28 protein-coding genes are annotated in these 25,845 nt (G+C 33.5%); 11 read left to right on the top strand and 17 right to left on the bottom strand.

Annotation, left to right across the window (positions count from 1 at the left end; all coding sequences use genetic code 11):
- The first annotated feature begins 98 nt into the window (after positions 1-98).
- Positions 99-1,040 carry a bile acid:sodium symporter family protein gene (locus E7Z81_RS06680; protein ID WP_292745614.1) on the top strand — a complete coding sequence of 314 codons (942 nt, stop codon included), beginning with the start codon at positions 99-101 and terminating at the stop codon, positions 1,038-1,040.
- A gap of 296 nt (positions 1,041-1,336) precedes the next feature.
- Entirely contained in the window at positions 1,337-1,954 is a 618-nt protein-coding gene (locus E7Z81_RS06675) for a KH domain-containing protein (protein ID WP_292745612.1), read from the top strand.
- Between the two features lie 30 nt (positions 1,955-1,984).
- On the opposite strand, the gene E7Z81_RS06670 is transcribed toward E7Z81_RS06675, so the two are convergent.
- Both E7Z81_RS06670 and E7Z81_RS06665 read right to left on the bottom strand, forming a co-directional pair.
- A complete protein-coding gene (locus E7Z81_RS06670) occupies positions 1,985-2,206 on the bottom strand; it encodes a hypothetical protein (RefSeq protein WP_292745610.1) in 222 nt (73 codons plus the stop codon).
- Positions 2,199-2,936 (bottom strand): hypothetical protein, encoded by a 738-nt coding sequence (locus tag E7Z81_RS06665; protein ID WP_292745608.1) that lies wholly within the window; start codon positions 2,934-2,936, stop codon positions 2,199-2,201. The genes E7Z81_RS06670 and E7Z81_RS06665 overlap by 8 nt, the downstream gene beginning before the upstream one ends.
- Before the next feature lie 417 nt (positions 2,937-3,353).
- On the opposite strand from E7Z81_RS06665, the gene top6B reads away from it, so the two are divergent.
- From top6B to E7Z81_RS06640, 5 genes are all read left to right on the top strand, one after another.
- On the top strand, positions 3,354-5,063 hold the full coding sequence (top6B, locus tag E7Z81_RS06660; protein ID WP_292745606.1) for a DNA topoisomerase VI subunit B: 1,710 nt from the start codon (positions 3,354-3,356) through the stop codon (positions 5,061-5,063).
- 9 nt (positions 5,064-5,072) lie between these two features.
- Positions 5,073-6,170, top strand: coding sequence for a DNA topoisomerase IV subunit A (locus E7Z81_RS06655; RefSeq protein WP_292745604.1), 1,098 nt, complete (start codon positions 5,073-5,075; stop codon positions 6,168-6,170).
- Between the two features lie 133 nt (positions 6,171-6,303).
- Positions 6,304-6,576: a metal-sensing transcriptional repressor gene (locus tag E7Z81_RS06650; RefSeq protein WP_292745602.1), complete on the top strand. Its 273-nt coding sequence runs from the start codon at positions 6,304-6,306 to the stop codon at positions 6,574-6,576.
- Between the two features lie 61 nt (positions 6,577-6,637).
- On the top strand, positions 6,638-8,503 hold the full coding sequence (locus E7Z81_RS06645) for a cation-translocating P-type ATPase (protein WP_292745600.1): 1,866 nt from the start codon (positions 6,638-6,640) through the stop codon (positions 8,501-8,503).
- A 30-nt stretch (positions 8,504-8,533) separates the two neighbouring features.
- Positions 8,534-8,737, top strand: a complete 204-nt coding sequence (locus E7Z81_RS06640; RefSeq protein ID WP_292745598.1) for a heavy-metal-associated domain-containing protein — start codon at positions 8,534-8,536, stop codon at positions 8,735-8,737.
- A 12-nt stretch (positions 8,738-8,749) separates the two neighbouring features.
- Here the strand turns inward: E7Z81_RS06640 and E7Z81_RS06635 are convergent, their stop codons facing one another.
- Positions 8,750-9,505 (bottom strand): alpha/beta hydrolase, encoded by a 756-nt coding sequence (locus E7Z81_RS06635; RefSeq protein WP_292745596.1) that lies wholly within the window; start codon positions 9,503-9,505, stop codon positions 8,750-8,752.
- 271 nt (positions 9,506-9,776) lie between these two features.
- On the opposite strand from E7Z81_RS06635, the gene E7Z81_RS06630 reads away from it, so the two are divergent.
- Both E7Z81_RS06630 and E7Z81_RS06625 read left to right on the top strand, forming a co-directional pair.
- A complete protein-coding gene (locus tag E7Z81_RS06630; RefSeq protein ID WP_292745594.1) occupies positions 9,777-10,793 on the top strand; it encodes a phosphorylating glyceraldehyde-3-phosphate dehydrogenase in 1,017 nt (338 codons plus the stop codon).
- Positions 10,794-10,829: 36 nt separating this feature from the next.
- Positions 10,830-11,666, top strand: coding sequence for a TIM barrel protein (locus E7Z81_RS06625; RefSeq protein WP_292745592.1), 837 nt, complete (start codon positions 10,830-10,832; stop codon positions 11,664-11,666).
- Here E7Z81_RS06625 and E7Z81_RS06620 read toward each other — a convergent pair.
- Together E7Z81_RS06620 and E7Z81_RS06615 are read right to left on the bottom strand one after the other, a co-directional pair.
- Positions 11,663-12,811, bottom strand: coding sequence for a zinc-ribbon domain-containing protein (locus E7Z81_RS06620; RefSeq protein WP_292745590.1), 1,149 nt, complete (start codon positions 12,809-12,811; stop codon positions 11,663-11,665). The genes E7Z81_RS06625 and E7Z81_RS06620 overlap by 4 nt on opposite strands.
- The gene (locus E7Z81_RS06615; protein WP_292745588.1) at positions 12,808-13,881 is read right to left on the bottom strand and encodes a metallophosphoesterase; all 1,074 of its coding nucleotides are present in this window, start codon (positions 13,879-13,881) and stop codon (positions 12,808-12,810) included. The genes E7Z81_RS06620 and E7Z81_RS06615 overlap by 4 nt, the downstream gene beginning before the upstream one ends.
- 89 nt (positions 13,882-13,970) lie before the next feature.
- Here E7Z81_RS06615 and E7Z81_RS06610 point away from each other — a divergent pair, with 89 nt between their 5' ends.
- On the top strand, positions 13,971-15,095 hold the full coding sequence (locus E7Z81_RS06610) for an AAA family ATPase (protein WP_292745586.1): 1,125 nt from the start codon (positions 13,971-13,973) through the stop codon (positions 15,093-15,095).
- Here the strand turns inward: E7Z81_RS06610 and hemA are convergent, their stop codons facing one another.
- The 3 genes from hemA to E7Z81_RS06595 are packed head-to-tail and all read right to left on the bottom strand — an operon-like array spanning position 15,096 to position 17,396.
- Entirely contained in the window at positions 15,096-16,295 is a 1,200-nt protein-coding gene (gene hemA / locus E7Z81_RS06605; RefSeq protein WP_292745584.1) for a glutamyl-tRNA reductase, read from the bottom strand.
- Entirely contained in the window at positions 16,295-16,912 is a 618-nt protein-coding gene (locus E7Z81_RS06600) for a bifunctional precorrin-2 dehydrogenase/sirohydrochlorin ferrochelatase (protein ID WP_292745582.1), read from the bottom strand. The genes hemA and E7Z81_RS06600 overlap by 1 nt, the downstream gene beginning before the upstream one ends.
- 1 nt (position 16,913) lies before the next feature.
- Entirely contained in the window at positions 16,914-17,396 is a 483-nt protein-coding gene (locus E7Z81_RS06595; protein ID WP_292745580.1) for a methanogenesis marker 9 domain-containing protein, read from the bottom strand.
- Between the two features lie 233 nt (positions 17,397-17,629).
- On the opposite strand from E7Z81_RS06595, the gene E7Z81_RS06590 reads away from it, so the two are divergent.
- A complete protein-coding gene (locus E7Z81_RS06590) occupies positions 17,630-18,319 on the top strand; it encodes a M48 family metallopeptidase (protein WP_292745578.1) in 690 nt (229 codons plus the stop codon).
- Between the two features lie 6 nt (positions 18,320-18,325).
- Here the strand turns inward: E7Z81_RS06590 and atwA are convergent, their stop codons facing one another.
- The 9 genes from atwA to rnhB all read right to left on the bottom strand — a co-directional run bounded on the left by atwA (position 18,326) and on the right by rnhB (position 25,845).
- Positions 18,326-19,924, bottom strand: coding sequence for a methyl coenzyme M reductase system, component A2 (gene atwA / locus E7Z81_RS06585; protein WP_292745576.1), 1,599 nt, complete (start codon positions 19,922-19,924; stop codon positions 18,326-18,328).
- A 72-nt stretch (positions 19,925-19,996) separates the two neighbouring features.
- On the bottom strand, positions 19,997-20,707 hold the full coding sequence (locus tag E7Z81_RS06580; protein WP_367263064.1) for a tRNA-dihydrouridine synthase: 711 nt from the start codon (positions 20,705-20,707) through the stop codon (positions 19,997-19,999).
- A 29-nt stretch (positions 20,708-20,736) separates the two neighbouring features.
- The gene (locus E7Z81_RS06575; protein ID WP_292745572.1) at positions 20,737-21,498 is read right to left on the bottom strand and encodes a GTP cyclohydrolase III; all 762 of its coding nucleotides are present in this window, start codon (positions 21,496-21,498) and stop codon (positions 20,737-20,739) included.
- Positions 21,499-21,518: 20 nt separating this feature from the next.
- On the bottom strand, positions 21,519-22,424 hold the full coding sequence (gene cofD, locus E7Z81_RS06570) for a 2-phospho-L-lactate transferase (protein ID WP_292745570.1): 906 nt from the start codon (positions 22,422-22,424) through the stop codon (positions 21,519-21,521).
- Positions 22,425-22,432: 8 nt separating this feature from the next.
- The gene (locus tag E7Z81_RS06565; RefSeq protein ID WP_292745568.1) at positions 22,433-23,197 is read right to left on the bottom strand and encodes a coenzyme F420-0:L-glutamate ligase; all 765 of its coding nucleotides are present in this window, start codon (positions 23,195-23,197) and stop codon (positions 22,433-22,435) included.
- Between the two features lie 33 nt (positions 23,198-23,230).
- Positions 23,231-23,857 (bottom strand): IMP cyclohydrolase, encoded by a 627-nt coding sequence (locus E7Z81_RS06560; protein ID WP_292745565.1) that lies wholly within the window; start codon positions 23,855-23,857, stop codon positions 23,231-23,233.
- 18 nt (positions 23,858-23,875) lie between these two features.
- On the bottom strand, positions 23,876-24,289 hold the full coding sequence (locus E7Z81_RS06555) for a biopolymer transporter ExbD (RefSeq protein WP_292745563.1): 414 nt from the start codon (positions 24,287-24,289) through the stop codon (positions 23,876-23,878).
- Between the two features lie 8 nt (positions 24,290-24,297).
- The gene (locus E7Z81_RS06550; protein WP_292745561.1) at positions 24,298-25,137 is read right to left on the bottom strand and encodes a MotA/TolQ/ExbB proton channel family protein; all 840 of its coding nucleotides are present in this window, start codon (positions 25,135-25,137) and stop codon (positions 24,298-24,300) included.
- A gap of 93 nt (positions 25,138-25,230) precedes the next feature.
- Positions 25,231-25,845, bottom strand: coding sequence for a ribonuclease HII (gene rnhB, locus E7Z81_RS06545; RefSeq protein WP_292745559.1), 615 nt, complete (start codon positions 25,843-25,845; stop codon positions 25,231-25,233).

Genomic DNA, 25,845 nt, shown 5'->3' with positions numbered 1-25,845 from the left:
CCATAAATCAAATAAATAACTCACCAATCGGACAATCCAATTTATCAACCGCAATAATTACCAATACGTTTTTAATGTTCTAAATCAAAAATTGAACTATGAAAGGGATTTTTAACATTATTGAAAAATATTTTTTTATAATAATATTGGTGGCAGTAGCTATTTCTTTAGTTTATCCGAATTCATTCAAATGGGTTTTAAGCGAATATAATGGCATCAATATTCTTAATTTACTTTTAAGTGTTGTTCTTTTTACAATGGGAACCACATTGAAAACAGATGACTTCATTAATGTGTTAAAAAATCCTAAGGCAATTGGAGTTGGAATTTCAGCGCAATATATCGTAATGCCACTTATAGCATTTGCTCTTGCAAGGGCATTTTCACTTGATACCGCCTTGACAGTCGGACTCATTCTTGTTGGAACAGTTCCTGGAGGAACCGCATCTGACGTCATTACTTTTCTTGCAAAGGGAGATGTGGCACTGTCAGTTTCTTTGACTGCAGTTTCTACTGTAATTTCTCCTATACTAACTCCAATAATCACATTATTGTTAATAGGCAATCAAATTCATTTCAATCCAGTAGACATGTTCATTTCAATTGTTCAAATAGTGATTGTTCCAATTATTTTAGGTTTAATCCTGAATTACAAATTCCCTGATTTTTGTGAAAAATTAAAAAAATATTTGCCTACTGCATCATCAATTGTAATCTGTTTAATCGTTGCAGGAGTAATTGGAGCCAATAAACAAGCTATCTTAACCTCATCCGCTATAATACTCATTGTCATTATCCTACAATATGCCCTTGCAATGTTAATCGGATTTGGAATTGGCCGCCTTGCAGGAATGGACAGAAAACAGATAATTACAGTAGCTATCGAACTGGCATTTCAGAATTCAGGTTTGTCAACCAGTCTTGCAAAAACCCATTTTCCAAACTTATCTCAGGCAACAGTTCCAGGAGCGCTTTATTCAGTCCTGCAGAATTTTGCAGGATCAATTCTTGCATATGCCTTCAGAAAATATCAATCCTAACGGAGAAATGCCCACCAGTAACTCACATATTACAGGGCAATTCGAGTTTGTTTTTTAAAATAACTGATGGCGATTCAGGAAGATAATGGTGTTACTCCAGTAGCATTCCAACTTATCTTTATTTTTATTATTTTTTAGAATTTATTTATCATCATTTTTTATATATCATTAATTTACATGGAATTCTGAAGAAAAACCGCAAGTAAAACATATTTTTAGGGAAATATGACAATCCTAAATTTTAAATATTTTTGATTAGATAAATATTATTAGTTTTAATTTAAAAAGGTGATAAAATGCCGGAAACAGATTATTTAAAAATACCTCAAAACAGAGTTGGGGCTTTAATCGGAAGCAACGGTAATGTAAAAAAATCAATTGAAAAAGCAACAGGAACACTGCTGGATATAGACAGCGATGACGGTACTGTTTACATTACACCTAGAGAAGATATGGAAGACCCTTTAGGTGTCTGGAATGCAAATCATATTGTTAAGGCAGTAGCTCGCGGATTCAATCCTGAAGTTGCTTTAAAACTTGTCAGTGATGATATTTATTTAGAGGTTATCAGCTTACCATTATACATTGGAAAATCCAAAAAAGCCCTTGCAAGACATAAAGGCAGAATTATTGGAAAAGACGGGAAAACACGCGAAATAATTATGGAAATGGCTGAAGTGGACATGGCAGTTTATGGCAAAACTGTTTCTCTAATCGGTGAAATGGACAATATAATGATTGCAAAAGAAGCCATTGAAATGATTTTGAACGGATCCAGACACAAATCTGTCTATGGATTTTTAGAACATAAAAAAGAAACTTTAAAAATGAAAGAATTCAAAGACCTCGTTGGAATTGAAGACGATAAAATTGAATTCAAGGACGGCATCGACTTTGATGAAAAAGATTATTAGGAGTTAATACTCCTAAAACTTATTTTTTAATTATTCTGTGAACCGATACCAAAAAGTCATTTTTTCGGGAATGACTGTAATGCCAATATCAGCAAAAATCTCTTTTAATTTGTATTTTCCAGAAACTATATTTGGATTATTCATTCTTTCTCGAGATTTTTGACGATTTTCTGGTGAAATAAGTTCTGATTTATTAAAACCAACATCTTTAGTAACTATTACTTTTTTTTCACCTTGATAATAATCATGCATCCAAATACCTCCTAGTTAGTTTAATATTATCCAATCTATTATTTAAATAACCTAACAAAAAATTACCATATTTCTCATTAAGATTATCCAATACAAGATAACCTTCATCCAAATCTTCACAAATTTCATCCAAAATAGCTTGTAAACCTTCATCCAAATCTTTACGAATTTCATTAATAAAGGACTCATCAAAAACCTCTGTTTTTGATTCTAAAACCCATAATTCCCTTTGAGACAATACAATTTCAAATTCTTCAAAATCATACTGCAACATTTCAAAATTTTTGCCCGAAGGAGGAGAGCCATATTTTCTTGGATGATTATGAGCAGACGCAATATGCATTCCTTTGAGAAAATTTGGATATATTGTCCCACTTACATGGTCAGGAGAGCCATCATCTGCAAAATTACATGAAACAATGTTTCCAGTTTCAATGTCAAAATAGATCATGCATTCCACATCCAAGTCATGAGTTTTCTTTCTGAACATGTCAACAGTTTTTACAGCCTTATCCGAAAATTCAGCAGGCAGGTCATCTTTAGTTATCGGCGAAAGTGACCAGTCAATTGGAAGATGCCTGTATCTTTCATATTCCTTGTCAGTTATTTTAACTTCAAAAGGAATCAAAAATCCACCGCGATTATCTCTAAGAAGTCTCTTATGCGATTCTATGAACTCATCAAGGTGAAGTTTGCGGACAATATTGTTAATACTATTTTTTGAAATCATGACTTTTAATTTATTATTAAAATTATTTAAACTAGTCAGTTTCAAATAAAAACAATTTTACTGAGTAATTACAATATTATAAAGCCATACAACTTTTTATTTATTTTAAAAAATAAACTCCATAAACCTCTAAAAACAGAATCAAATAAATATTACATATCTGAAACAATTTTAATAAAAGATTGCTATAAAAATTATGGAATTAATAGCAAACTATTATATACTTCAACCAACATATATAGATAGCATAGTGTAAATACTATATTTTCTACATGTTTTTAAATTATTATTTTACCATATATTTAATCGACTTAGATAGGGTAGGGTATAAATATTACTTTTCAAATGCTCTCTCATTTCATTTAAATATAGTCAGGATAATAACTAAAACATACTTAATTATTAGGAGGAAAAATTTTGGCTCAAGAACAAGTAGGACTTGACTGGGAAGAGGACTTTCAGAGATTGACCCCATCTGAGTTCTTCAGAAAAAATAAACAGATGCTTGGATTCACAGGTAAAATTCGTTCTTTAACTATTGTTTTCCACGAACTGATTACAAATAGTTTTGACGCAGCTGAAGAAGCAGGAATATTGCCTGATATTGATATAGAATTAAAGCGTGTTGATAAAGAACATTACATTTTAAGACACAAGGATAATGGACCTGGAATTCCTGAAGACTATGTAATGCAGGTATACTGTATGATGTTTGCAGGATCCAAATTCAGAAACATCCAATCAAGAGGACAACAAGGTTTAGGATGTAGTGGTTGTGTGCTTTTATCACAGATGACTACCGGTAAACCTGCACGCGTAATTTCATGCTACAAAGACGGGGATGAAATTAAAGGAGTGAAAATGAAATTCCAGATGGATGTTAAAAACAACCGGGGAATTTTAATGGAAAGAGAAGATTATCCTGCCGAAAGTACTGGAGTATGCATTGAATTACAATTCAAAGAAGTATCATACTCACTTGCAGAGCAGGGTGCTTTCGAATACATCAGAAGAACCATGATTGGAAACCCTCACGCAAAAATCACATTCAGAGACCCATCAGGACACAAATATATTTTCAAAAGAGCAGCGAATGTTGTCCCAGTACAACCAAAAGAAGTATTACCTCACCCTAAAGGTGTAAGTGCTGATGACTTAATGACAATGGCACAAAATACCGACAGTAGAAGATATAAAAGTATGTTAACCTCATCAATGTCAAGAATGTCCAACAAAAGAGTTGATGAAATTGCTGAACTCACCGGCATTGATATGAATAAACGTCCTAAAGCTATGACATTCCCTGAAGCGGAAGCTATCGTGCACTGCTTTAAGAAAATGAAATTCATGGCTCCTCCAACAGACGGACTTATACCAATCGGATCCGAACAGATTGAAAAAGGTATGAAACAGATTCTTAAACCTGAATTCGTAACCACAATTACCAGAAAACCTGTAACCTATGCAGGAGGTGTTTCATTCATTATTGAAGCAGGACTTGCATACGGAGGAGATGCAGGAAGAGTTGTCAATGAGAAAAGAAAATCTGAAATTATGAGATTTGCTAACAGAGTTCCGTTAACATTTGATGCAGGAAGCTGTGCTATTACAGAAGCCCTCAAAAGTATTGACTGGAAACGTTACGGCCTAAAAGATATGGACAACACCCCATTGACATTATTTGTAAATATTATTTCAACTCAGGTACCTTACCTTTCAACAGGAAAACAAAGTGTTTCACCAGAACCTGAAATTGTTCACGAAATCAGACAGGCAACAATGAAATTAGCCCGTAAATTACAAAAACACCTGAGAGCTAAAAGAGCAGCTAAAGAAAAAGAAAAACGTTCTAAAGTATTTGAAGAATACGTTCCAGTTATTATCGAAGAAGCTGCAAAACTCGGTGAAACCGGAGTTCCTGAATATCAAGAAGTTTTAGCAAAAGTAACAAAAAGAGCTCTTGCAGAACTGCTTGGTGAGAAAGTTGAAGAAGAAGAGGAAGAAGAAGAACTTGATGCAATTATCATGGAAGAAGTTGATGAATACGGACGCGCAGTTGAAGAAGGTCAATCCGCATTAGATAACTTCGAAGAAGATGAAGTTGAAGATGGTTTTGAAGATGAATAGGTGATTTAAATGGCTGAAGATACAAAAAAAGGTAGATTACATAAAGAAGAAAGAAAAGAATATACCTTCAATAAGCTAAAAGGTTTAGGTCAAGAAATCATTGAAGAAATTGAAAAAAACAAAGTCCCTAGTATTAGAATCCCATCAAGAGGTACTGGAAATATTGTTTACGATGACGCAAAAAGATACTACGTCTTAGGTGACAGATTCGGTAGAAGGTCCTTAGGTAATGTGAAACAAATCAGAAAATTAGGACAAATGGTTTATGTTGCAAACTTCTGTAAAGATCTTGTTGCTCGTGAAAAAACAGCTACAATCAGGGAAATGTACTATGTTTCCGAAGGATGGGGAATCAGTTTTAAATCACAGCAAGAATCCAACATCGTTGGAGAAGACTTAGAAGTAACTCTCGGAACCACCCGTGAAGATTTAGGTTTAATGCCTGAAGAAGACGGTGCATCAGTTTACGGAAACCTTACCCTTCTTGATGAAGTGGAAGTTAATGCTGCAAAAATGGGAAAATCCGGTTACACAATTTCTCCTACTATTGACCAGGTCGAATTTTTAGACCATAAAGTAGACAAAGTACTGGCAGTGGAAACCATGGGAATGTTCCACAGGTTAGTTCAGGAAAACGCACACGAAAGGTTTAACTGTTTAATTGTTGGACTTAAAGGACAAGCCGCTCGTGCTACAAGAAGATTCATTAAAAGAGTCAACACAGAATTAGACTTACCGGTATATATCTGTAACGACGGAGACCCTTGGGGATTCCACATTGCACAGGTAATTATCTCAGGAAGTGCAAAATTAGCTCACGTTAATCATGACCTCGCAACTCCTGACGCCAAATTCATTGGAGTAACTGCATCCGACATTATCAACTACGATTTACCTACAGATAAACTCAAAGATGTAGACGTCATGAGACTAAAAGAGCTTTCTAAAGACCCAAGGTATAAAACTGATTTCTGGCAAACCGAAATTAAGAAAATGCTTAAGATTGGTAAGAAAGCAGAACAGCAATCTTTCTCAAAATATGGGCTCGAGTACGTAGTAGACGAATACTTCCCAGCTAAATTTGAAGAAATGGAAAATCAAGCATGATCTTGAACTTTTCCTCCTTTTTTTATTTTTTTAAACTATTTTTTACACTTACATTTTTTTGGAACTGATTTAAGAAAAACTTTATATAGTGCAACAGCATATACATACCCCCATAGGTATAGGAAGTGTTATTTTGAAACAATGTATGGATAGTGACAATCTTCACAGAAGAATAAAAAAAATCATTGGCCAGTTAAATGCTATAGATCGTATGATTGATGAGGACATTCCTTGTGAACAGATATTAATGCAGGTAAATGCATCAAAATCTGCATTACACAAAGTAGGACATATTATTGTCGAAGGACACCTCGAACATTGTGTTAAACAGGCCATTGAAGATAATGATACTGATGAAGCATTGGGTGATATTTCATCAATTTTGGAATATTACTCTAGACTTTAATTTTTTTTAAAGTAACCTTATACCCCATGGGGTATACCTATACCATTGGAGGCTGTTTAAAATGAAATTTACAAGAGATGAAAAAAAAGACATATTGCTCATAATAATCTCAGCAATAAGTTTAATCATTAGTTTCATACTATCTCTCAATTATATTGCAGTAATTGCAGTAATTCTATGTGGAATACCAATATTCAAAGAGTGTGCCGAAGGATTAATCACAGAATTCGACATAAAAGCAGATTTACTTGTATCAATAGCTATTATCGCATCAATAATAATCGGAGAAGTATTTGCTGCAGGAGAAATTGCAACAATAATGGCTATCGGAGGATTTTTAGAAGAATATACTGTATCAAAAACCCAATACAAATTAAAAGAACTTGCAAACATAACCCCTCAAGTAGCAACAAGAATAAAAAATGGAATTGAAGAAAAGATACCTGTTGAAAAAGTACAAATCGGAGACATCATAAAGGTTCTACCCGGAGAAAGTATTCCAACTGATGGAATAATTTTAAATGGTGAAACCTCAATTGACCAGTCAACACTAACAGGAGAGTCACTGCCGGTTGATAAGAAAGTTAATGATGAAGTATACAGCGGAACAATTAACCTCTTTGGATCATTTACAATGAAAACAACAAAAATCAGTGAAGACAGTTCCCTTCAAAAGTTAATCAGACTAGTGGAATCATCAGCACCTGAAAATGCAAAAATTGTTAGAACCGCAGACAAATGGGCAACATTAATAGTTGTCATAGCTTTTACTGCAGCAATATTAACCTATTTATTCACATTTGAAATAATAAGATCAGTTACAATACTAGTAGTATTCTGCCCATGTGCACTGGTACTGGCAACCCCAACAGCAATAATGGCGGCCATCGGAAATTTAACAAAATACGGAATACTAGTTAAGGATGGAGAATCCATTGAAGAGCTGGCACAGGTAAGTGAACTGGTGTTTGATAAAACCGGAACATTAACATATGGTACTCCGGAAGTTGTCAAAGTATTTTCAGACAACTCAGAAGAAATGATGCATTTATTGACATCACTAGAATCAAAATCAGAACATCCATTAGCTAAAGCTATTGTCAAACATTACAACAACAGCAATCTATCTGAAGTTGAGAACTTCAAAATGGAAATCGGAAAAGGAATAATAGGGCACATTAACGGTTTAAAAATAATAGCTGGAAATAGAAATCTCATCGAATCAGAAGGCATACCTATGAAATATGGTAAAAAACCGGAAAATGGAGAGATAGAGATTTTTGTTGCAAAAGAAAACGAAATCATTGGAAAAGTTTTACTTGCAGATACATTGCGTGAAAGTTCAAAACAAACAATCAAAAAATTAAAAAGATTAAATGTGAAAACAACATTGCTTAGTGGAGATAATGAAAAAACAGCTCTTGCAATAGCAAAAGAAGTCAAAGTGAGAAATGTAAAAGCAAACTGCCTGCCTGAAGATAAGACAAACTACATCAAAGAGGAACAAACTCTTGGACATAAAGTTGCAATGATTGGAGATGGAATCAATGATGCGCCTTCCCTTAGAAAGGCCAATGTAGGAATTGCAATGGCAAAAATAGGAAGTGACGTTAGTGTTGAAGCGGCAAACATTGCATTAATCAAAGATAATATTGAAGACATTCCTCATTTAATTGATATAGCAAGAAAGACCATCAAAACAATAAATATCAGCATCGGATTTGCATTAACATTGAATGTTGTAGCAATGGCTTTAGCAATTCTGGGAATACTAAATCCAATTGAAGGAGCATTGATTCATAATATCGGTTCAGTCATTGTGATAATTTATTCATCAACACTGACAAAATACAAATTGTCATCTAAAGACTACAAAAGTTCAAAAAAGTTAGGTGTAACTAAAACTTTAAATAAACAGATAACATAATATTAACTATCGATATTAAGGTGATTTATTATGGCTGAAAAAGAAATTAAAGTAGTGGGCATGCACTGCCCATCATGTGTAAAAGCTGTTGAATTATGTTTAACTGATGTTGACGGAATTGATGAAGCTAAAGCAGATTTAGATTCTGGAATAACTAAAATCACCATGTCCGGCGACGTTAGTGATGCTGAAATTAATGAAGCAGTTGAAGAAGCAGGATTCAAAGTAGAATAGAATCCTTTTCACTTATTTTTTTAAAAAATTTTTTAATATTTTTAAAATTTCAATATTATTTTTTCCAACAAGCAGATTATGCTTAACATTATCAAAAACAACCATCTGAGAATTTTTGATTTTATCATGCATTGATTCCTGAAAACTTAAAAGGGACATCTCATCATATTTTCCCGCAAGAATCAAAGTAGGAACATCAATTTCATATAAATTGTCTTCAATATCAATATTCATACAGACATCAACCGCTTTGATTATACCCTCAACATTAGCGTTTTGTGCTGAAACCTCTTTAATCAGTTCAAGTTCTGAAATATTTTCCTCAATGACCTGCGGACAAAGTACTTTCGGTAAAATCAAATCATAAAACTCCTCAAAACTATTTTTTAATGCTATTTTAAAATCATTGAGAATATTTTTTAAATATTCCTCAGTTTTGGCAAAACTGGACATTATCACCAATGAAGACACCAGTTGAGGATGCTTGATAGCGAAATCCAATGCGATTGCGCCGCCTAAAGAAAAAGCAATCAGATTTACTTTATCAATCTTTAATTCACCTAAAAGGTTAAATAAATCATTTACATATGTATCCAATGTAATATCATCATTTCCCAGTTCAGAATCTCCATGACCTCGTAAATCAAACCTTAAAATCTGAAAATCATCTTTTAGAGAATTTGCCAGAATCTCCCAGTAGAGCAGATTATCGGAAAGGCCATGTATGAAAACCAAGGTTTCTCCGCTACCTTCAATTTTATAATTCATATTAACCTATTTATCCAAGCTTACAAATATAATTGCACATGGAAAATAAGTTTAAAAAGCAAAATGATTAATGTTAATGTGAAAAATGAATCACTAAATTGAAATAAAAATCAAAATTAACAAAATACATGAAGCTAGATTAAAAATAAACATACCATAACTAACTGAAAAAAATCAGAGTGGCAAATATCAAATTATAAATAAGTTAAAAAACAAATTTAAATCATATAATAAATTTTTAAAAATTATTATAAATCAAAAAGGGATTAAAATGAAAACTGTTGCAATTAATGGTTATGGAACCATCGGTAAAAGAGTGGCAGATGCTGTAGCCGCTCAAGATGATATGAAAGTTATTGGTGTAAGTAAAACTAGACCAAACTACGAAGCTAGAACTGCAGTTGAAGAAAAAGGATATCCATTATATATTGGAATCCCAGAAAGAGAACAACTATTCAAAGATGCTGGAATCGAAATCGCAGGAACTGTTGAAGACATGATTCAAGAAGCAGATGTAGTAGTTGACTGTACTCCTGGAAGTATTGGTCCGCAAAACCTCGAAATGTATAAAAAAGCAGGTGTTAAAGCTATTTATCAAGGTGGAGAAGACCACGAATTAACAGGTCTTTCATTTAATGCTATTTCAAATTATGATGATTCTTACGGTGCAGATTATACCAGAGTAGTTTCATGTAACACTACCGGTTTAACCCGTACATTATCAACTATCGATCCAATTGCAGACATTAAAAAAGTTAGAGCAGTAATGGTAAGAAGAGGATCAGACCCATCTGAAATTAAAAAAGGACCAATTAATGCAATTGTTCCAAATCCTCCAAAAGTACCTTCCCACCACGGCCCTGATGTAAAAACCGTAATGAAAGGTATTGATGTAACCACCATGGCATTGCTCGTACCTACTACATTAATGCATCAACACAACATCATGGTTGAAATCAACAATGACGTTGAAACTGAAGAAATCGTTGAAGCATTGGAAAAACGTTCAAGAGTAATGGTTGTTTCTGCTGAAGAAGGATTAGGATCCACTGCTGAATTGATGGAATATGCCAAAGAACTCGGAAGAAACAGAAATGACTTATATGAAATTCCAGTTTGGAGAGAATCCATTAATGTCGTAGGAAATGAACTGTTCTACATGCAGGCAGTACATCAAGAATCTGATGTAATACCTGAAAACATTGATGCAATTCGTGCACTTTTAGAAATGGAAAGCGACAACGAAAAATCAATTGCAAAAACAAACAAAGCTATGGGAATATTCTAAATTCCCTCTTTTTTTACTATTTTTTTAACGATTTAAATGAAACATAAAGTACTTTTTGGACCTGCAGGAAGCCCTATCGATTATAAAGGCGCCGCATACAAAGCTCCGAAATATATTTCTGAAGAAGGACTAAACTCCTATGAATACCAATCACCATATGGAGTTAGAATTGGTGAAAAGGCTGCAACAACATTAAAGGAAGAATCTGAAAAACATGACATTTTAGTGTCAATGCATGCCCCATACTACATTAACTTATGTGCTAAAGAGGAATCCAAACTTGATAAAAGCATCGGGCATCTGATTGCAGCTGCACGTGCAGGAGAATGGATGGGTGCTTATAGACTGGTATTTCACCCGGGAGCTTATTTAAACAGAAAACCTGAAAAGGCCATGGAAATATCCAAAAATACAGTCAACAGGCTTTTTGAAGAACTTGAAGCGGAAGGAATTGAAGAGTTTACTTTTGCCCCTGAAACCACAGGTAAAAGAACCCAACTCGGAAACGTTAAAGAAGTTGTTGAACTGTGTGCCACATTCGACCATTTTGAACCTACAATAGACTTCGCACATGTTCATGCAAGAGGGCGTGGTTTTTTAAATAAAAAAGAAGATTATAACTGCATTTTTTCAACAATTGAAGACCATCTGGACATAGACATTTTGCACTGCCATTTTACAACAATCGAATACGGCAGAGGCGGAGAGGTAAAGCATCACGTATTGGATGAAGGTGACGAATATGGTCCCAATATTGAAGATTTACTCAGCAATTTAATCGATAACGGTTGGAATGCAAATATTATTTGTGAAACTCCACAAAGAGACTTGGATTCTTTAAAAATGAAAGAAATATATGAAAATATGATTTAATAATCTTTAACAGAATCAATCAGATCATCCATATCATTAAACAGGTTATGGATATCATCATTATCTTTTTTATTTGAGCTCATATGAATAATCAATTCATTTGTCAAGTCTTCCATTTTGTCAATAAATGCCTGAAGAGTTTCAATTTTTGCATCCAATTCTCTAATGACAAACGGACTTTCAGAAGTATCCAATTCCGCCATTTTTCTTGCAACATCAACTTGAATTGAAAATAAGTTATTTGATTTAGTTATTGATGTTGTAAAACGTTCATAAGCCATGTGATTAGGATCAAATAATTTTACCACCAATTCACTGGCCTTAGCTTGTTTTAAATTATACTCCTGTTCCAACTCTGTGATTTTGGAATCATATTGTGAAGGAACTTTCTTAACAACCGGTTCCTCCCTGAAAATAGGCTTTCCGCATTCGGAGCAGAAATTTTGATTTGCATCAATTGAAGCTCCGCAGTAAATACAAAAATGATTATGATTATCTTCAAAACTCATACTAATATTATTTACATACTTATCTTTAATAAATCTTAGTTCTTTGATGAATGATTCGTGAAAAATTACAAACCTGTCAAAACGCAACAGCAGATTTGCTTTTGCAATATCAAATTCTTCATTAGGATATTCAATATTGATTGATTCGAAACTGGATTTTGACTCTTTGGCAGAATTAATTAATCCCTGCAGGGAATTTATCATTTTATGATATGAGGAAATTAAATCTTCATCATCGAATTCCTTCCAGATGATATTTTCAAATGCCAACATCTTGAAGACAACTTCAGACAAGGAATTCAATGTATCGTCAAACAAATCAGTTAAACCTTCAAAAACGTTTTCCATTCGTTTAATGCGCTCTTTGAATATTGCAAACTGAGATTCCTTTGAAATCTTTTTTATTTCAGAGGTAAACTCGTCAAGAGAAGATGAAAAATCCCCCATTAATTGAGAGTATTGGGAGCTTAGCTGCGAAAACTGGTTAGCAACCTGAGTTAAAAATTCCTCACCGACCAAATCATAATTTAAACTGGACAATTTAGCATGTTCATAATCGGATAATAAGGAACCGCAATTCAAACAAAATAAATCATTATCTCTGTGAAATTTGCCGCAAGTTGAACAATGCCTCATTTTATCGCCTCTCTTAATTTTAAGATTACCAACTCTGAATCAGTACCCCATCTCATCGGAGGATCCATTGAACCTACACCAGTAGTTACATGCAAGTATTTGCCCAGATTATTTTTAAACAGTCCCATATTATATTTGAAAATCAGCTCTGCAAAAAAGATAGCAGGATAAAACTGGCCCCCGTGAGTGTGACCTGACAACTGAAGGTCAAAGCCCAATTGTGAAAATTCCTTCCAGTAATATGGCACATGGTAATTGAGCACATTAACAAAGCCCGGTTTAATTAAAGATTTGTCCAATTCAGGTTTTTTCTTATCATCAAAACTGAATGTCAAACCGAAAATGTTGAGACATTCAAATTCAATGGAATCATTGTCCAAAACAATGATTCCCGCATTTTTACATGCGTCAATGACACTGTCGATGCCAATGTAGAAATCATGATTTCCGGGAGTGAAAATAATCGGCATATTGACATCCTTAAATTCCATAAAATCATCCTTTTCAACAACTGATGAACCGTCAGCCAAATCTCCGGAAATTATAGCCAAATCACAATCTTTTTCAAGTTCCTTTAATTTTTGAGAAATCTGGCGGATAATTGGCTTGTGACGTACAGAACCAAAATGAACATCAGACAAATGGACAATATTAATGTCCCGTGTGAGATTTTCAAATTCCAAAGTTTCCTCATTGACAACTAACTTATGAGCTTTATGGTAATTATAAATTCCCAAAACAGGGACAATAGCGAGAAGTATGCAAATTATCCATAAAGGAATTGAAACAAATAATCCTACAAGATAAATCAAAACAATGTCAATTAGAAACATGAGTGAAACCCACATTCCGACACAATCCAAAGTTGTCAGAAACCTTCCGAAAACTGTTGATTTTCTAGCTTCAAAAAACATTGGCACAAGATGAATTGCGCCAATAAGAATTGCAGGGCCAATCAAATATAAATCATTGACGCCGCCAAACAGTAAAAAGATATATTTAAGCAGGAAAAATTCAAATAAAGCATAAAATGGAGCGCTTAATATTACACGCCTTGTTCTAAAACTCATAAGCAAACCTCTAAAAATATTTTGTTTGCACAAGTATATAAATAATTAAAACAAATGTTATTTTGTAAAAAATATCGGAGGTGAATAATTTGAAAAGTGACAATAAACAGCCGGAAATCAAAACAACTAACCAAAAATCAATTAAAAAAGAAACAGAAACAAAAGACTATGCTGAATTAGTGGTTTTAAAACCCGTAGGATATCCATTCGATTTTCCTTTAATGGATGAAGACATAGAAATTAAAAATACTGTATTATTTGAAGAATATGCCCGTGAACAATGGCTGGGATTAGTTGTAAGTGAAAATTCACATTTATTTGATCAAAAAATCATTCCAGATTACGGTTTTGAAATAGTTACTGCAAAACCGAATAACTCAATTATTTCAGAAAAAACAAAAATTAAACTCATCACTGAAGAATTAAAAACAAAAAGAGACAACGTTAATGTTAGTTCAAATATCCGCCTCCAGGATATAGTTGGCCAAGAAAATGCAAAAAACAAGGTGAAGGTAATTAGAAAATACCTTGAAAATCCTGAAAAATTCGGACCGTGGGCTCCTAAAAATATTTTATTTTATGGACTTCCAGGAACAGGTAAAACAATGCTTGTTAAAGCTCTTTCCAATGAGTTTGAAGTTCCACTGCATTTGATTAAATCAACATCACTGATAGGAGACCACGTAGGAGACAGTGCATCCAAAATTCACGATTTGTTTAAAAAGGCCGGTGAAAATTCACCATCAATAATATTCATTGACGAGATGGATGCAATTGCACTGGACAGGTCATTTCAATCATTGAGAGGAGATGTTTCAGAAATTGTCAATTCACTTTTAACCGAAATGGACGGGATAAGTGAAAACGAATCAGTCATTACAATTGGAGCAACCAATAATCCTGCATCACTTGATAATGCAGTCAGAAGCAGATTTGAAGAAGAAATAGAATTCAAATTACCTACAGACAATGAAAGGATGGAGATTTTAGAAAATAATCTTAAAACAATGCCTATAGAATACGACCTTGACTTGAATAAAATTGTCAAAGTGACTAAAGGATTATCCGGAAGGGATTTAAAAGAAAAAATATTAAAAACAGCTCTTCACAATGCAATTGCCAATGATGAAACTATCATAACAATGAAAAATATAGACTATGCGCTTAAATCTGTTAAGATAAAACATAATGAAGTTAAAGGAATGTTTGAATAATTATTTTGAATTAAACAAATATTCCGCAGCTGCAATAACCTCTTTGTCATCATCTTTTGCAGCATCTTTAACATTTTTTGAAATATCAAAGAATATCTTATTAACAATGGAATTTGTTAAATTATTTAAAATTTTTGCACTGCCATCTACATCAGCCAACTTAACTAATGCTTTTTGAGTTTCACGTTGTCTTATCTCTTCCATAGATGCTCTTAAATTACCAAGAAGATCATCAACTTCCATTATTTTGAAGGATTCTTTAAGTAAAATGAACTCATCTTCAATGATGTTTTCAGCTTCACCAAATTCCTTAATTCTTAGCTGAGTATTGGCATCAGCAATCTCTCTTAAATCATCGATATTGAATAATTTAACACCCAAATCAGACACATCTTCAGAAATATCACGAGGATTTGCAATATCAACCATCATAACATTTTCATAATCCATATCAATATCTATAAGGCGTTTTTTAGTTATTATGGCATGAGGAGCACTGGTAGCACTTATAACCAAATCAGCAGTGGCCAAATACTTTTCCAATTCATTGAATAAAATAGCTTGTCCACCCAAATCTTCAGCAAGCTCCACTGCAACATAATAAGTCCTGTTTGCAACAAAAATAGCATTTAAATCTTTTTCAGCCAATGCTTTTGCAACTAATTTACCCATCTTTCCGGCACCGATGACCAGAACAGATTTATCGTCAAGACTGCCGATATGTTTTTCAGCCAAATCTATAGCGGCAGAACCAATGGAAACAGAACCCTTATTAATATTGGTTTTATTTCTAACTACCTGACCAACATGAATAGCTTTTGTAAAAACAGCATCAAGACCTCTTCCGCAATGACGGTTTTTGATGGCCTTATTCTTTGCATCCTTTACCTGACCCAATATCTGGTCTTCACCAACAATCATTGATTCAAGACCTGAAGTCATCCTTAAAAGATGCATCACTGCAGATTCCCCATACTCAATGATAATATTCTGATTTTCATGAGACAGCAATTCATCATCTTCGGAAATATAATCATTTTTAAGATAATATTCTTTCCTATTGCATGTGGAAATCTCCACATACTCACCAATTGAATATTTATCCTGTAATTTCCAAAACAAATCATCAATATCCTTTGAAATACTTTCCATGGATTGGATATCTGCAATTTTATGGTCAACTCTTAAATTAACTATCACTATAATCCCCTTATCAAGTTATCAATGTAAAGTTTTGCTTCATCAATTTGATTATTTTTAATAAAATCATTAATTTTTTCATCTTCAAAAATGCTGTAAAGATAGTCACGCCTTTCCTTTTGATTTTCAACAGAGTCTTTTAAAAGTGAACGTGCATAGTCCTGAAGTTCAATCTCCAAAATATCTTCAGCCGTGATGATTGACTGAATTTTCTTTCTTAATTGACGAGCCATCAACGGACTTTTGCCGTTTGTAAAAATAGAAATTTCAATATCTCCAATATTAAAACTTGTAGGGACAATAACATCCCCCTCATAAGGCAAATCAGCCCTATTTACCAGTTTATCCTTAGCCAAATTGGAAACATAATCAGACAGCTCTTCATCACCACTGGCTATTACAACCAAATCAGACCAATTAACCAACTCATCAACTTCATCAGTGGAGCATAGAACAGCTCCCTTGTCCGCCAATTCATCAGATAAAAAATTGCCCGCCAATCTTACATTGGCGCCATGGTCTAAAAATTTATTAGCTCTCCTTGTTGCAACTTCGCCGGTGCCTAAAATAAAAACATTCATGTCAGAAGTTTTTAAATAAAGAGATGTCCAATTCATTTTAATCAGAATTTTCAAGAGAGCGAGCATGCAATACTTTGACAGCAGCCCTTAAATCATTATTGCATTCAGTTAAAACATTCATAGCTTCTAACTTAGAAATCTGAAATGTTTCAGCTAGCGCTTCAGCCCTTTCATCAGGATCAGGTTTTTGAACTCCAGTCAATCTTTCAGACAATTCCTTTTTCAAGTCCAAATATTCATCATGACTCATCCCCATATTCCTTAAAGTCATATCTCTTAAAGGACATGGTTTTGACGGTTTACAACACCATACAAGTGACCCGAAACAGGTCCCTGCCCCTTCACCTAATCTAGTTTCTTTTGCAAATTGAGTTTTTATTTCTACATATTCTTGTGGAGTCAAATTAACTTGTCGTAGTGCATTTAATACAGGACATGGTTTTACAGGAGGACAACAAAAAGCAAGCCCTCTTACATCTCCTCCCCTACATATATGAGATGGTGCATCTTCCCAAGTCATGATAAACCTCCAAAATAATTTTAATTAACTTATTAATTGATATAATATAATAATATAATTTATTTTAACTTTGAATATATAACCTTTTTTATAAAAACAATTTTATGCAATAAATTCATTGATTAAAAAAGAAATTAATAATATATGTGCATTATCTTTTAATGGGACATGAAAAAAAATATTCTAGTTTGACCCTAAAGGTTTAAAACCTTATTTGACCATATCAATATTAGATGATAAAACAAACCAAAATTATTGAAAATATAACTGTCACCATAGAAAGAAAAAACATTAAAAACATGTATCTGCGCATACTTCCTCCAAATGGAGAAGTTAAAGTGTCAGCACCGTTATTTTTATCTGACGAGGACATCTCCAATTTTATAAAGTCAAAAAAGGATTGGATTTTGAAAAAACAGAAATACATTACAGACAATAACATCAAGGCACCTCTGAAGTACAATACCGGCGAAACACATTATCTTTGGGGCAGACCATATAAACTGCAGTTAATTTCCAATGAGAATATAAAACATGCTTTAATTGACGAAGAACAATCAATAATGTATCTGCCTGTTTCCAAACGAAGCACAATAGATAAACGTCGCAAATTGCTTAATGAGTTTTACAGAAACGAAATGAAAAAAGCAGTTCCGGCAGTTTTAGACAAATGTACAAAAATCGTTGGAAGAAAACCATCAGAAGTAAAAATAAGAAGCATGAAAAATTGGGGAAACTGCAATCAGAATAAAAGAATTACCCTAAATTTGAATCTTGCAAAAAAAGATCCCATATGTCTGGAATACGTCATGATTCATGAATTATGTCATCTGATAGAATTCAATCATGGAAAAAAATTTAAAAAATTAATGGACAAATTTTGCCCAAACTGGAAAGAAATAAAAAAAAGATTAAATGAATAAGAAGACTTATCTGTCTTTAAGCATATCTTCTTTTTCATCTGGAGTTAATTGCTGTACAATTTCTTCAGGAGTACCGATATCCAATAATTTTCCTCCCCTCATTAAAGCTGCCCTGTCACAAACATCTAAAACAAAGTCCATATCGTGAGAAACGATAATGAAAGTTTGTTCTAATTCTGCACGAGCTTTAAGGATGGAATCGGTAACAATTACTCTTGTAATAGGGTCCATAGTACCTGTTGGTTCATCTAAAACAATGAGTTTAGGTTCTTTAATTAATACCTGAGCAAGAGCAACCCTGTGTTTTTCCCCTACACTTAACTGGTCAGGGTATTTATCAAGAATAGTTACTGCAACTTCATCAGAAAATCCGACTGTTGTTAATGCATGAATAGCTTTAATTTTACCAAATTCAGCAGGCAGATTTAAACTGATTGCATCGGTTAAGTTTCCTAAAATAGTCCTGTGAGGATATAAAGAATATTCCTGATGTAATAAACCGATATAAGGCATGATTCTTCCACGGTTTAAAGGACCAACTTTTGTCATGTCAATCCATTCATCACCAAGTTTGATATCGATTTTACCGCTACTTGGTTCGGTTAATCCCATAAGCATACGGGTGGTTGTAGTTTTTCCAGAACCGCTTAAACCAACGATACCGAAAATTTCTTCTTTATTGATTGTTAAATTAACGCCGTCTACAGCTTTAACTACTCCTCTTTCAATTGAATAATAATGTTTTTTAACATCTTCAATCACAACTTCAGGTTCACCGAATTCAGGGATTTCAGGCTTTTTAGGAACTGGAACAGTTTCCATAAAATGATCAACAACAGTTTGAGGTTCACCTTGTTCTTTAATTTCACCATGTTCCAACCAGATTACCTCATCTGCAAGTTCAATCATTACTTCCGGCCAGTGGGAGGTAATCAGCATAGTAATTCCTTCATCTTTCACACCTTCTTTTAAGGTATTGTGAAGTTTTACTGCTGTTTGTGGGTCTAAAGTACCAGTAGGTTCATCAGCTAAAAACATCATTGGATTTTTAGCCAATTGTCTTGCCAATACTACTCTTTGTTTTTCCCCACCACTTAAATCACGAGCAATGTGAGTAATCCTGTGGTTCATTTGAACCATTTCAAGCAGTTCTAATGCAAAATAGATTTTTTCATCATATTCAATTTCATCGCCCATCGCTCTTAAAACATTCTCAATAACAGTTTCTTCATCATATAAAGCGAAGTTACGTTGAAGCATGATGGAAATTCTTCTTTTAATACTTGAAAATAATTTTCTGTCACAGTTATAAAAATCAATTTCTTGCTGTTCTAATGTTCCGCCACAGCTACATTTTTCACCAACGTGGGATGGAGAATCAACAGCCAAACAATCCGGACAAACAGCAAGGTTCATTATAATTTGACCAGCGTCAGGTTTATAATCTAAAGTACCCCTTAGCATATTTATTAAAACAGATTTTCCACTACCACTACGTCCTAAAATTCCTAAAGTCTCTCCTTCATTAATCTTTAAGTTAATATCTTTAAGAACATCAACACCGTCAAATGTTTTTGTAATATTCTTAAGAGTTATAAAATCCATGAAATCACCTATTAAGATAATGTTTATTCTAAATGATTAATAATACTTTCTAATAACAATTGTTTTAAAATATCAAAAATTAGCAATATTAAAATCTAAATTCCCTGAAATAACCGCACGAGCTATTGAAAACCCATAAACTCCAGTATTAATCATTTTTTTAACATTTTCACTAGAGTTTACTGAATTATTTCCAATGACTTTAATATCAGAACAATCACAGACACTTTTTAAAAGATTATAATCAGCGTCAAACACTCCTTTTTTCATAGCATCAATATGCAAATAATCAGCACCTGCATCTTCAATAATCTTAGCTATGTCAAGAGTATTAACTCCATCGACATTAGCTCTGATTTTTACTGAAACCTCACAGTCAACATTATTGACAATTTTAGATATGAAATTACCCAAATCGTCCCTTTTTAACATTTCTTGGCCACAACCAATGGCTATAATTTCTTCTTGACGACAATGACAGTTAATTTCAACAATATCCAATCCATTAATTTTTCCAACTTCAATTATTGGCTGCGGAGTTGTTGACCGTACATTTGCAGATACTTTTACATCCTTATGCATAGATTTGATTGAAGCAACTTCCTTTTCAATATGGGAAAAAATTTCATCAAGAGGAAAATGGAATTCTTTCCTGCCCCTCTGAATTATCTTATTGCTTGCTTCAATTGTAGGAGCATCTAAACTATATCCTCCCAAAGTAGCTACATCAAAACCATACGGAATAACCTTATTTAAAAAAGTACTGTCAGTTATTCCGGCCATAGGCGCAACTACTTTAAGCATAATACTCCTCAGTATTCTTTTTCAACTACCCAAGTCCACATTTCATTGTTATGGGCACGAATTTCTTCAAGACCAATATCAGCCATATATGCTGCATCTTCAGCATTTTTACCTCTGCCGATACCTGCCTTAAGTTTAATTCCAATTTCTTCATCAATTTCAACCATGATATCTTCAATTTCTTTTTCTGAAAGTCCGTTACATGGGGACATGAAATTATCTCCACCGATGAAGAATAATAATGCTCCTTTTTTAATTAATTTTGTCATTAAGTAATGTTGAGCTTTATTAACCATGAAACTTGTATCAAAAGCAGATTCAATATCGGTTAAGGTTTCTGTAACGCTGTTAATATCAATGTGCGCTGCTTGAACAAAGCTGTCTTCTTCACTGACTAAACTATCAATAGCTAAAATCTCTTTTCTTTCTCCAGATTGTGCGCTTCCTGCTTTTTGTAAAGCAATTGTAGCTAATTTTTGGGCTTCATGCGGAGTTTCTGCAGCACCTACTCCCATACTAACAGTAATAGGATACCTATTTCTAATTGATCTTTGAATTCTTAAATGGTCTTCTTCATTGAGTCCATTTGAAACAGCAAGCAAATTATCAAATCTTGTGAAGAAAACTAATCCTTTTTTATTACCAAAATGATTATTTAAATCAGCAAATAAATTTGCTTGAAGCATTTGTAAATCAGATTCAGTTCTTGGTCTTGGAGTTACAGTCCAAGGTCCATAATTGTCAATTTGTATTAATGTCATTTGTATCATTGAATAACCGCCCCTCAATATTAAGGAATACTATCTATAATCAATTGTGCTAAATTTTTTTTAACACCTAAATTATTCATTATAGTATTTGTAATTGTTACCTTATTAATTATTTGATTTAATTCCTGTTCTAAATTAACATCTTCATTGTCGATTACAATATTATCTAAAAAATCTTTATACAATGTGGCCACACCTACTGATGAAACATCAATATCCAATGCTTTCATGAATTTACTTGCAGGACCACTGACGGAATCAGAACCGATAATAGGAGATACCGCTATAACATATGTATTTTTTAATGCTTCTCGCACCCCTTCCATGGACAATATCGGTAAAATTGAAGTAATTGGATTTGATGGTCCGATAATTACTGCATCAGAATTGTTTATAGCATCAATAACACCATCAGCAGGCAAAACCTTTGAAAACTTTACATCAAGAACTTCAGGTTCCTGTTGATGTTTAATTAAGAAATCATGAAATTCCAGCTCACCGATATCGGTAATTATCTTAATATCGGAGTCCTGTTCACTCATAGGAATGACTTTACATGCAAGACCCATATTTTCCGCCTGAATTTGACAGGCTTTTTTCAGACCGTACTTCTCAATCAACAATGTTTTCTGTATTTTTGTTGCCCTGTCTTTATCACCAATTCTTAACAGTTCAGGACAACCTATTTCCTTTAAGCGTTCATGAGTGATGAATGTGTCTCCCTTAATTCCGTACCAAAACTCATCGTTGATCAAGTCCGCCATGGTATATAAAACTGTATCAATGTCCGCTGATACATAAACACCTGAAAAATAATCATTTTCCAAAGTATTGACTATAATATTTAATTCACTTGGGTCAACAATTTCTTTTAATCCTTGCAGTAATTTTGGAGTTCCTGTCCCTCCGGATAACACAGTAATCATTTTTACACCTATTTTCTAAATACATCAAATTCTTTAGGCATCAGTAACTCATCAATATTTGAGTCAGTATTTCTCAATTGGTCAAAACTGTCAAATCCTCGAATTATTACAACAGGCAAACCTTCATCAGCCTGCCCCATAACAAGAGATGCTGCGGCAGAAAGTTCATCAGCAGTTGCAATTTCAGTGGTTTCAAGTTCACGACCATATAAATCTTTTTCACCAACTCTCCTCCAAAGTGGGGAAATACCTGAACAGCCTATCGCAGTTCCAATAGCTCCAAATCTGAATGCCCTTCCCTGGGTATCAGTAATTATAACAGCTATTTCCTGGCCAAATTCCTTTTCCAAATATTCACGAATTTCAAAAGCAGATTTATCTGCATTAACCGGCATTGGAGTGGCAAGACCTTCATCAGCATTAGATTCATCTATACCGGCATTTGCACAGACAAAACCGTGTTTGGTTTCTGTGATGATGAAACTGGGACCAACTTTAATAACCTCGTTTGATTCCTGTAAAATCGCTTCCACAAGTTTAGGGTCTTTGTTAGCCTTTTTGGCCAAATCTAAAGCTTCCTGTGAAGGAGTTAAATCGTCCAATCTGATGAAATTTCCTTCAGATTTTGAAATTAAAGTTTCTGCAATAAGAATTATGTCTCCATGATTAATGGAACATCCCTGTTTGTTAATTGCATCTTTAATAATGAGAGAAATGTCATCCTTATCATTAACAATTGGAATATTCTCTAAACCTATCAATTCAATTGTCATAATATCATCTAAAAAAAATTAAAAAAAAATAAATTATGGATTATAGACATCTATTGTCCATTCTCCATTGAAAACTGCTGCACAGGAAGTTACTGGCTTTTTATAATTAGCAAAAGTACCTTCATCAAAAATAAATTTAGCAGATTCTGTAGCAGTTTTAGCATTAAATTCAACTAAGTCATGTACTTGGCTTCCATATGTTGAAATGAAAACCGCATCACCATATGGAATTTGCTCAACCAATAATTTTTTATCGTTTGCAATTCCTACATAACAGCCATATTCATCTTTCTTATTTGTTGATGTGACAACAGCAGCAATCCTAGGAGTATGATAATCATCCTTTTCATAATCCATGGTAAGCAATGAATATGCAATTGCATCTTTAATATTCATTCCTAAAGCTATCTTATCTGCTATAACATCAGTATGAGAACCATTAGATACAATGGCCATATCCCTAACAATACGGATACAGTTATATGTGATATAGGTGTTCTCATAAATGTCCTTTTCAAAACCTTCCTTTGGAACAATTGCAGCGCGATTTTCGAATTTTAAGCATTGCCTATTTGGAAATGATCTGCTTGAAACACGATATGCTACAAAAGGTTTACCATCACTATTCATCCCTGTTGATAAAATTCTACCAGTATACACTTTAATTTTCCCCCTAAGTTATAACTCCGGACGTTGAACTGCCTGTTGTACGGATATGTCAGGCGGTGTTGTAATCACAATTTCACCTGGCCTAATTGAAACTTGACCTTGGTCAATTACCTTAGCTTGAACACCGACAGCTCCTCCCGAGATTGCATCGGATCTATCCTGACCATTTACTGTAACCTTATGCAAATTTGCGACAGGTACAATGTAATACTCCTGGTCTCCAGAAACATCAGTGACGTTTGGTTTTCCAGTAGCATCAGAAGCAACATCAGAATCATCAGTTTGAACATCAGTAGCTGAAAAATTACTTGTAACAACTAAAAAAATCATTATTGTGAAAAGAATATCAATGAAAGGAACTAAATTGATACTTGGTTTTTGACTTAAAACTTTCTTTTTATGCCTTTTAACATCAATAGCCATCTAATCACCTATTGTTTTAATTTACTTTCAGTAATTTCAGCATTAACATTACATTTCTCTAAAATAATATTCGAAATACTCTTATCCAACATACTAGGTTTAAAAGAAACCTTAATATTGGCGTAAGGATCCGAAATTAATCTTGTATTAACAACACCTTCAGCTTCCTGTAAAGCATCAAGTGCGCATTCCACATTAGAATCAACTCTAACTTTAACTACAGCAAATCCCCAATTGGTCATTTTTGTAGCTAACTCGATTTTGTCCATTTCGGCATCAATGAGATCTTGAATATAAGAATAAATTGGCAATAGAATAATTGCAACTAGAAGCCCCATAATAGTAGTTGTTAAAGCAACGTAAATACCTTCAGCCATAGCTGCAGAATCAGGATGGACACCAAGGGACTTGAATGTCATCCAAATACCAATAACAGTACCTATCAAACCTAAAAACGGAGCCAACTCAGTGATAGTTTTAATAGTACTTAATCCTTTTGTCATTTTCGCCACTTCAACAATGAAGATTTGTTCCATACTTTCCTCAACTTCAGTTTTATTTTTATATCCGATTTTTAAAGTTTCAGAAATAATCTTGGAGATAGGGTTTTTAAATCCATTAATTTGTTTTAAAGCTTCTACAGCTCCACCCCTTTCCATGGATGCGGTTACAACCCCAAAAATCTCAGTAGTATCTACTCTACTAATTTTCCTAAGATAAGCAATCTTTCTTATTGAAATAACTAAACCATAAATACCAATAAAAAGAATGATATATGTAATAATTCCCCCTTGAGTGAAAATATCTACAATACCATCAAGAAATGGACCAATATATTCAATAATCATTTTTATCCTCTTATCCATTTAAATTTAAAAAGTTTATAAAAATAGTTTTATTAATTCATATACTTAAATATTGTTTAAAATATATGAAAAAAATTATTTCATTTTAGCTACAGTTGCCCAAGACCTTCTAACAAAATCAGGCATCTCATCATAAGTATAATTGGTTAAAAACTCTTTTGTTTTTGGATCTGAAGGATAACCGGAACCAATTCCACCGGATTTAATAAAATCCTTATTAATTTGTGCGATTTGATCATCTCTTTCTGCTTTAGCGATGATTGAAGCCGCACTAACTTCAATATATTTATCATCAGCCTTATGTTCCGCAATAACATTAACGCCAGTATCATTGCATAAATTGCTTTGGAAACGTTCGGCCTTAACATCCACTGCATCCACAATAGCTTTTTCAGGTTTGATTTTTAACAAAATAGATTCCATGGCATTTTTCTCAATTTCATTAAGATTAATGCCTTCAGCTCGCATTTCATCAATTTCCCTAGCAGATATGACAACAATCTCATAATCAAACATTTTTTTAAGTTTACGGGACAGAATAGTACGCCTGTTAGGAGTTAATCTTTTAGAGTCTTTAACGCCCATACGCTCTAAAACTTTTTCCATTTTTTCAGGAACAACAACACCTGCAATAACCATGGGACCTAAAACAGAGCCTCTGCCTGCTTCATCAATACCTAAAATATCCAT

The sequence above is a fragment of the Methanobrevibacter sp. genome, assembly GCF_015062935.1.
In the GTDB taxonomy this organism is placed as follows: domain Archaea; phylum Methanobacteriota; class Methanobacteria; order Methanobacteriales; family Methanobacteriaceae; genus Methanocatella.
Note: the sequence above shows the minus strand (reverse complement) of the source record. Positions and strands in the feature narration are given on the sequence as shown.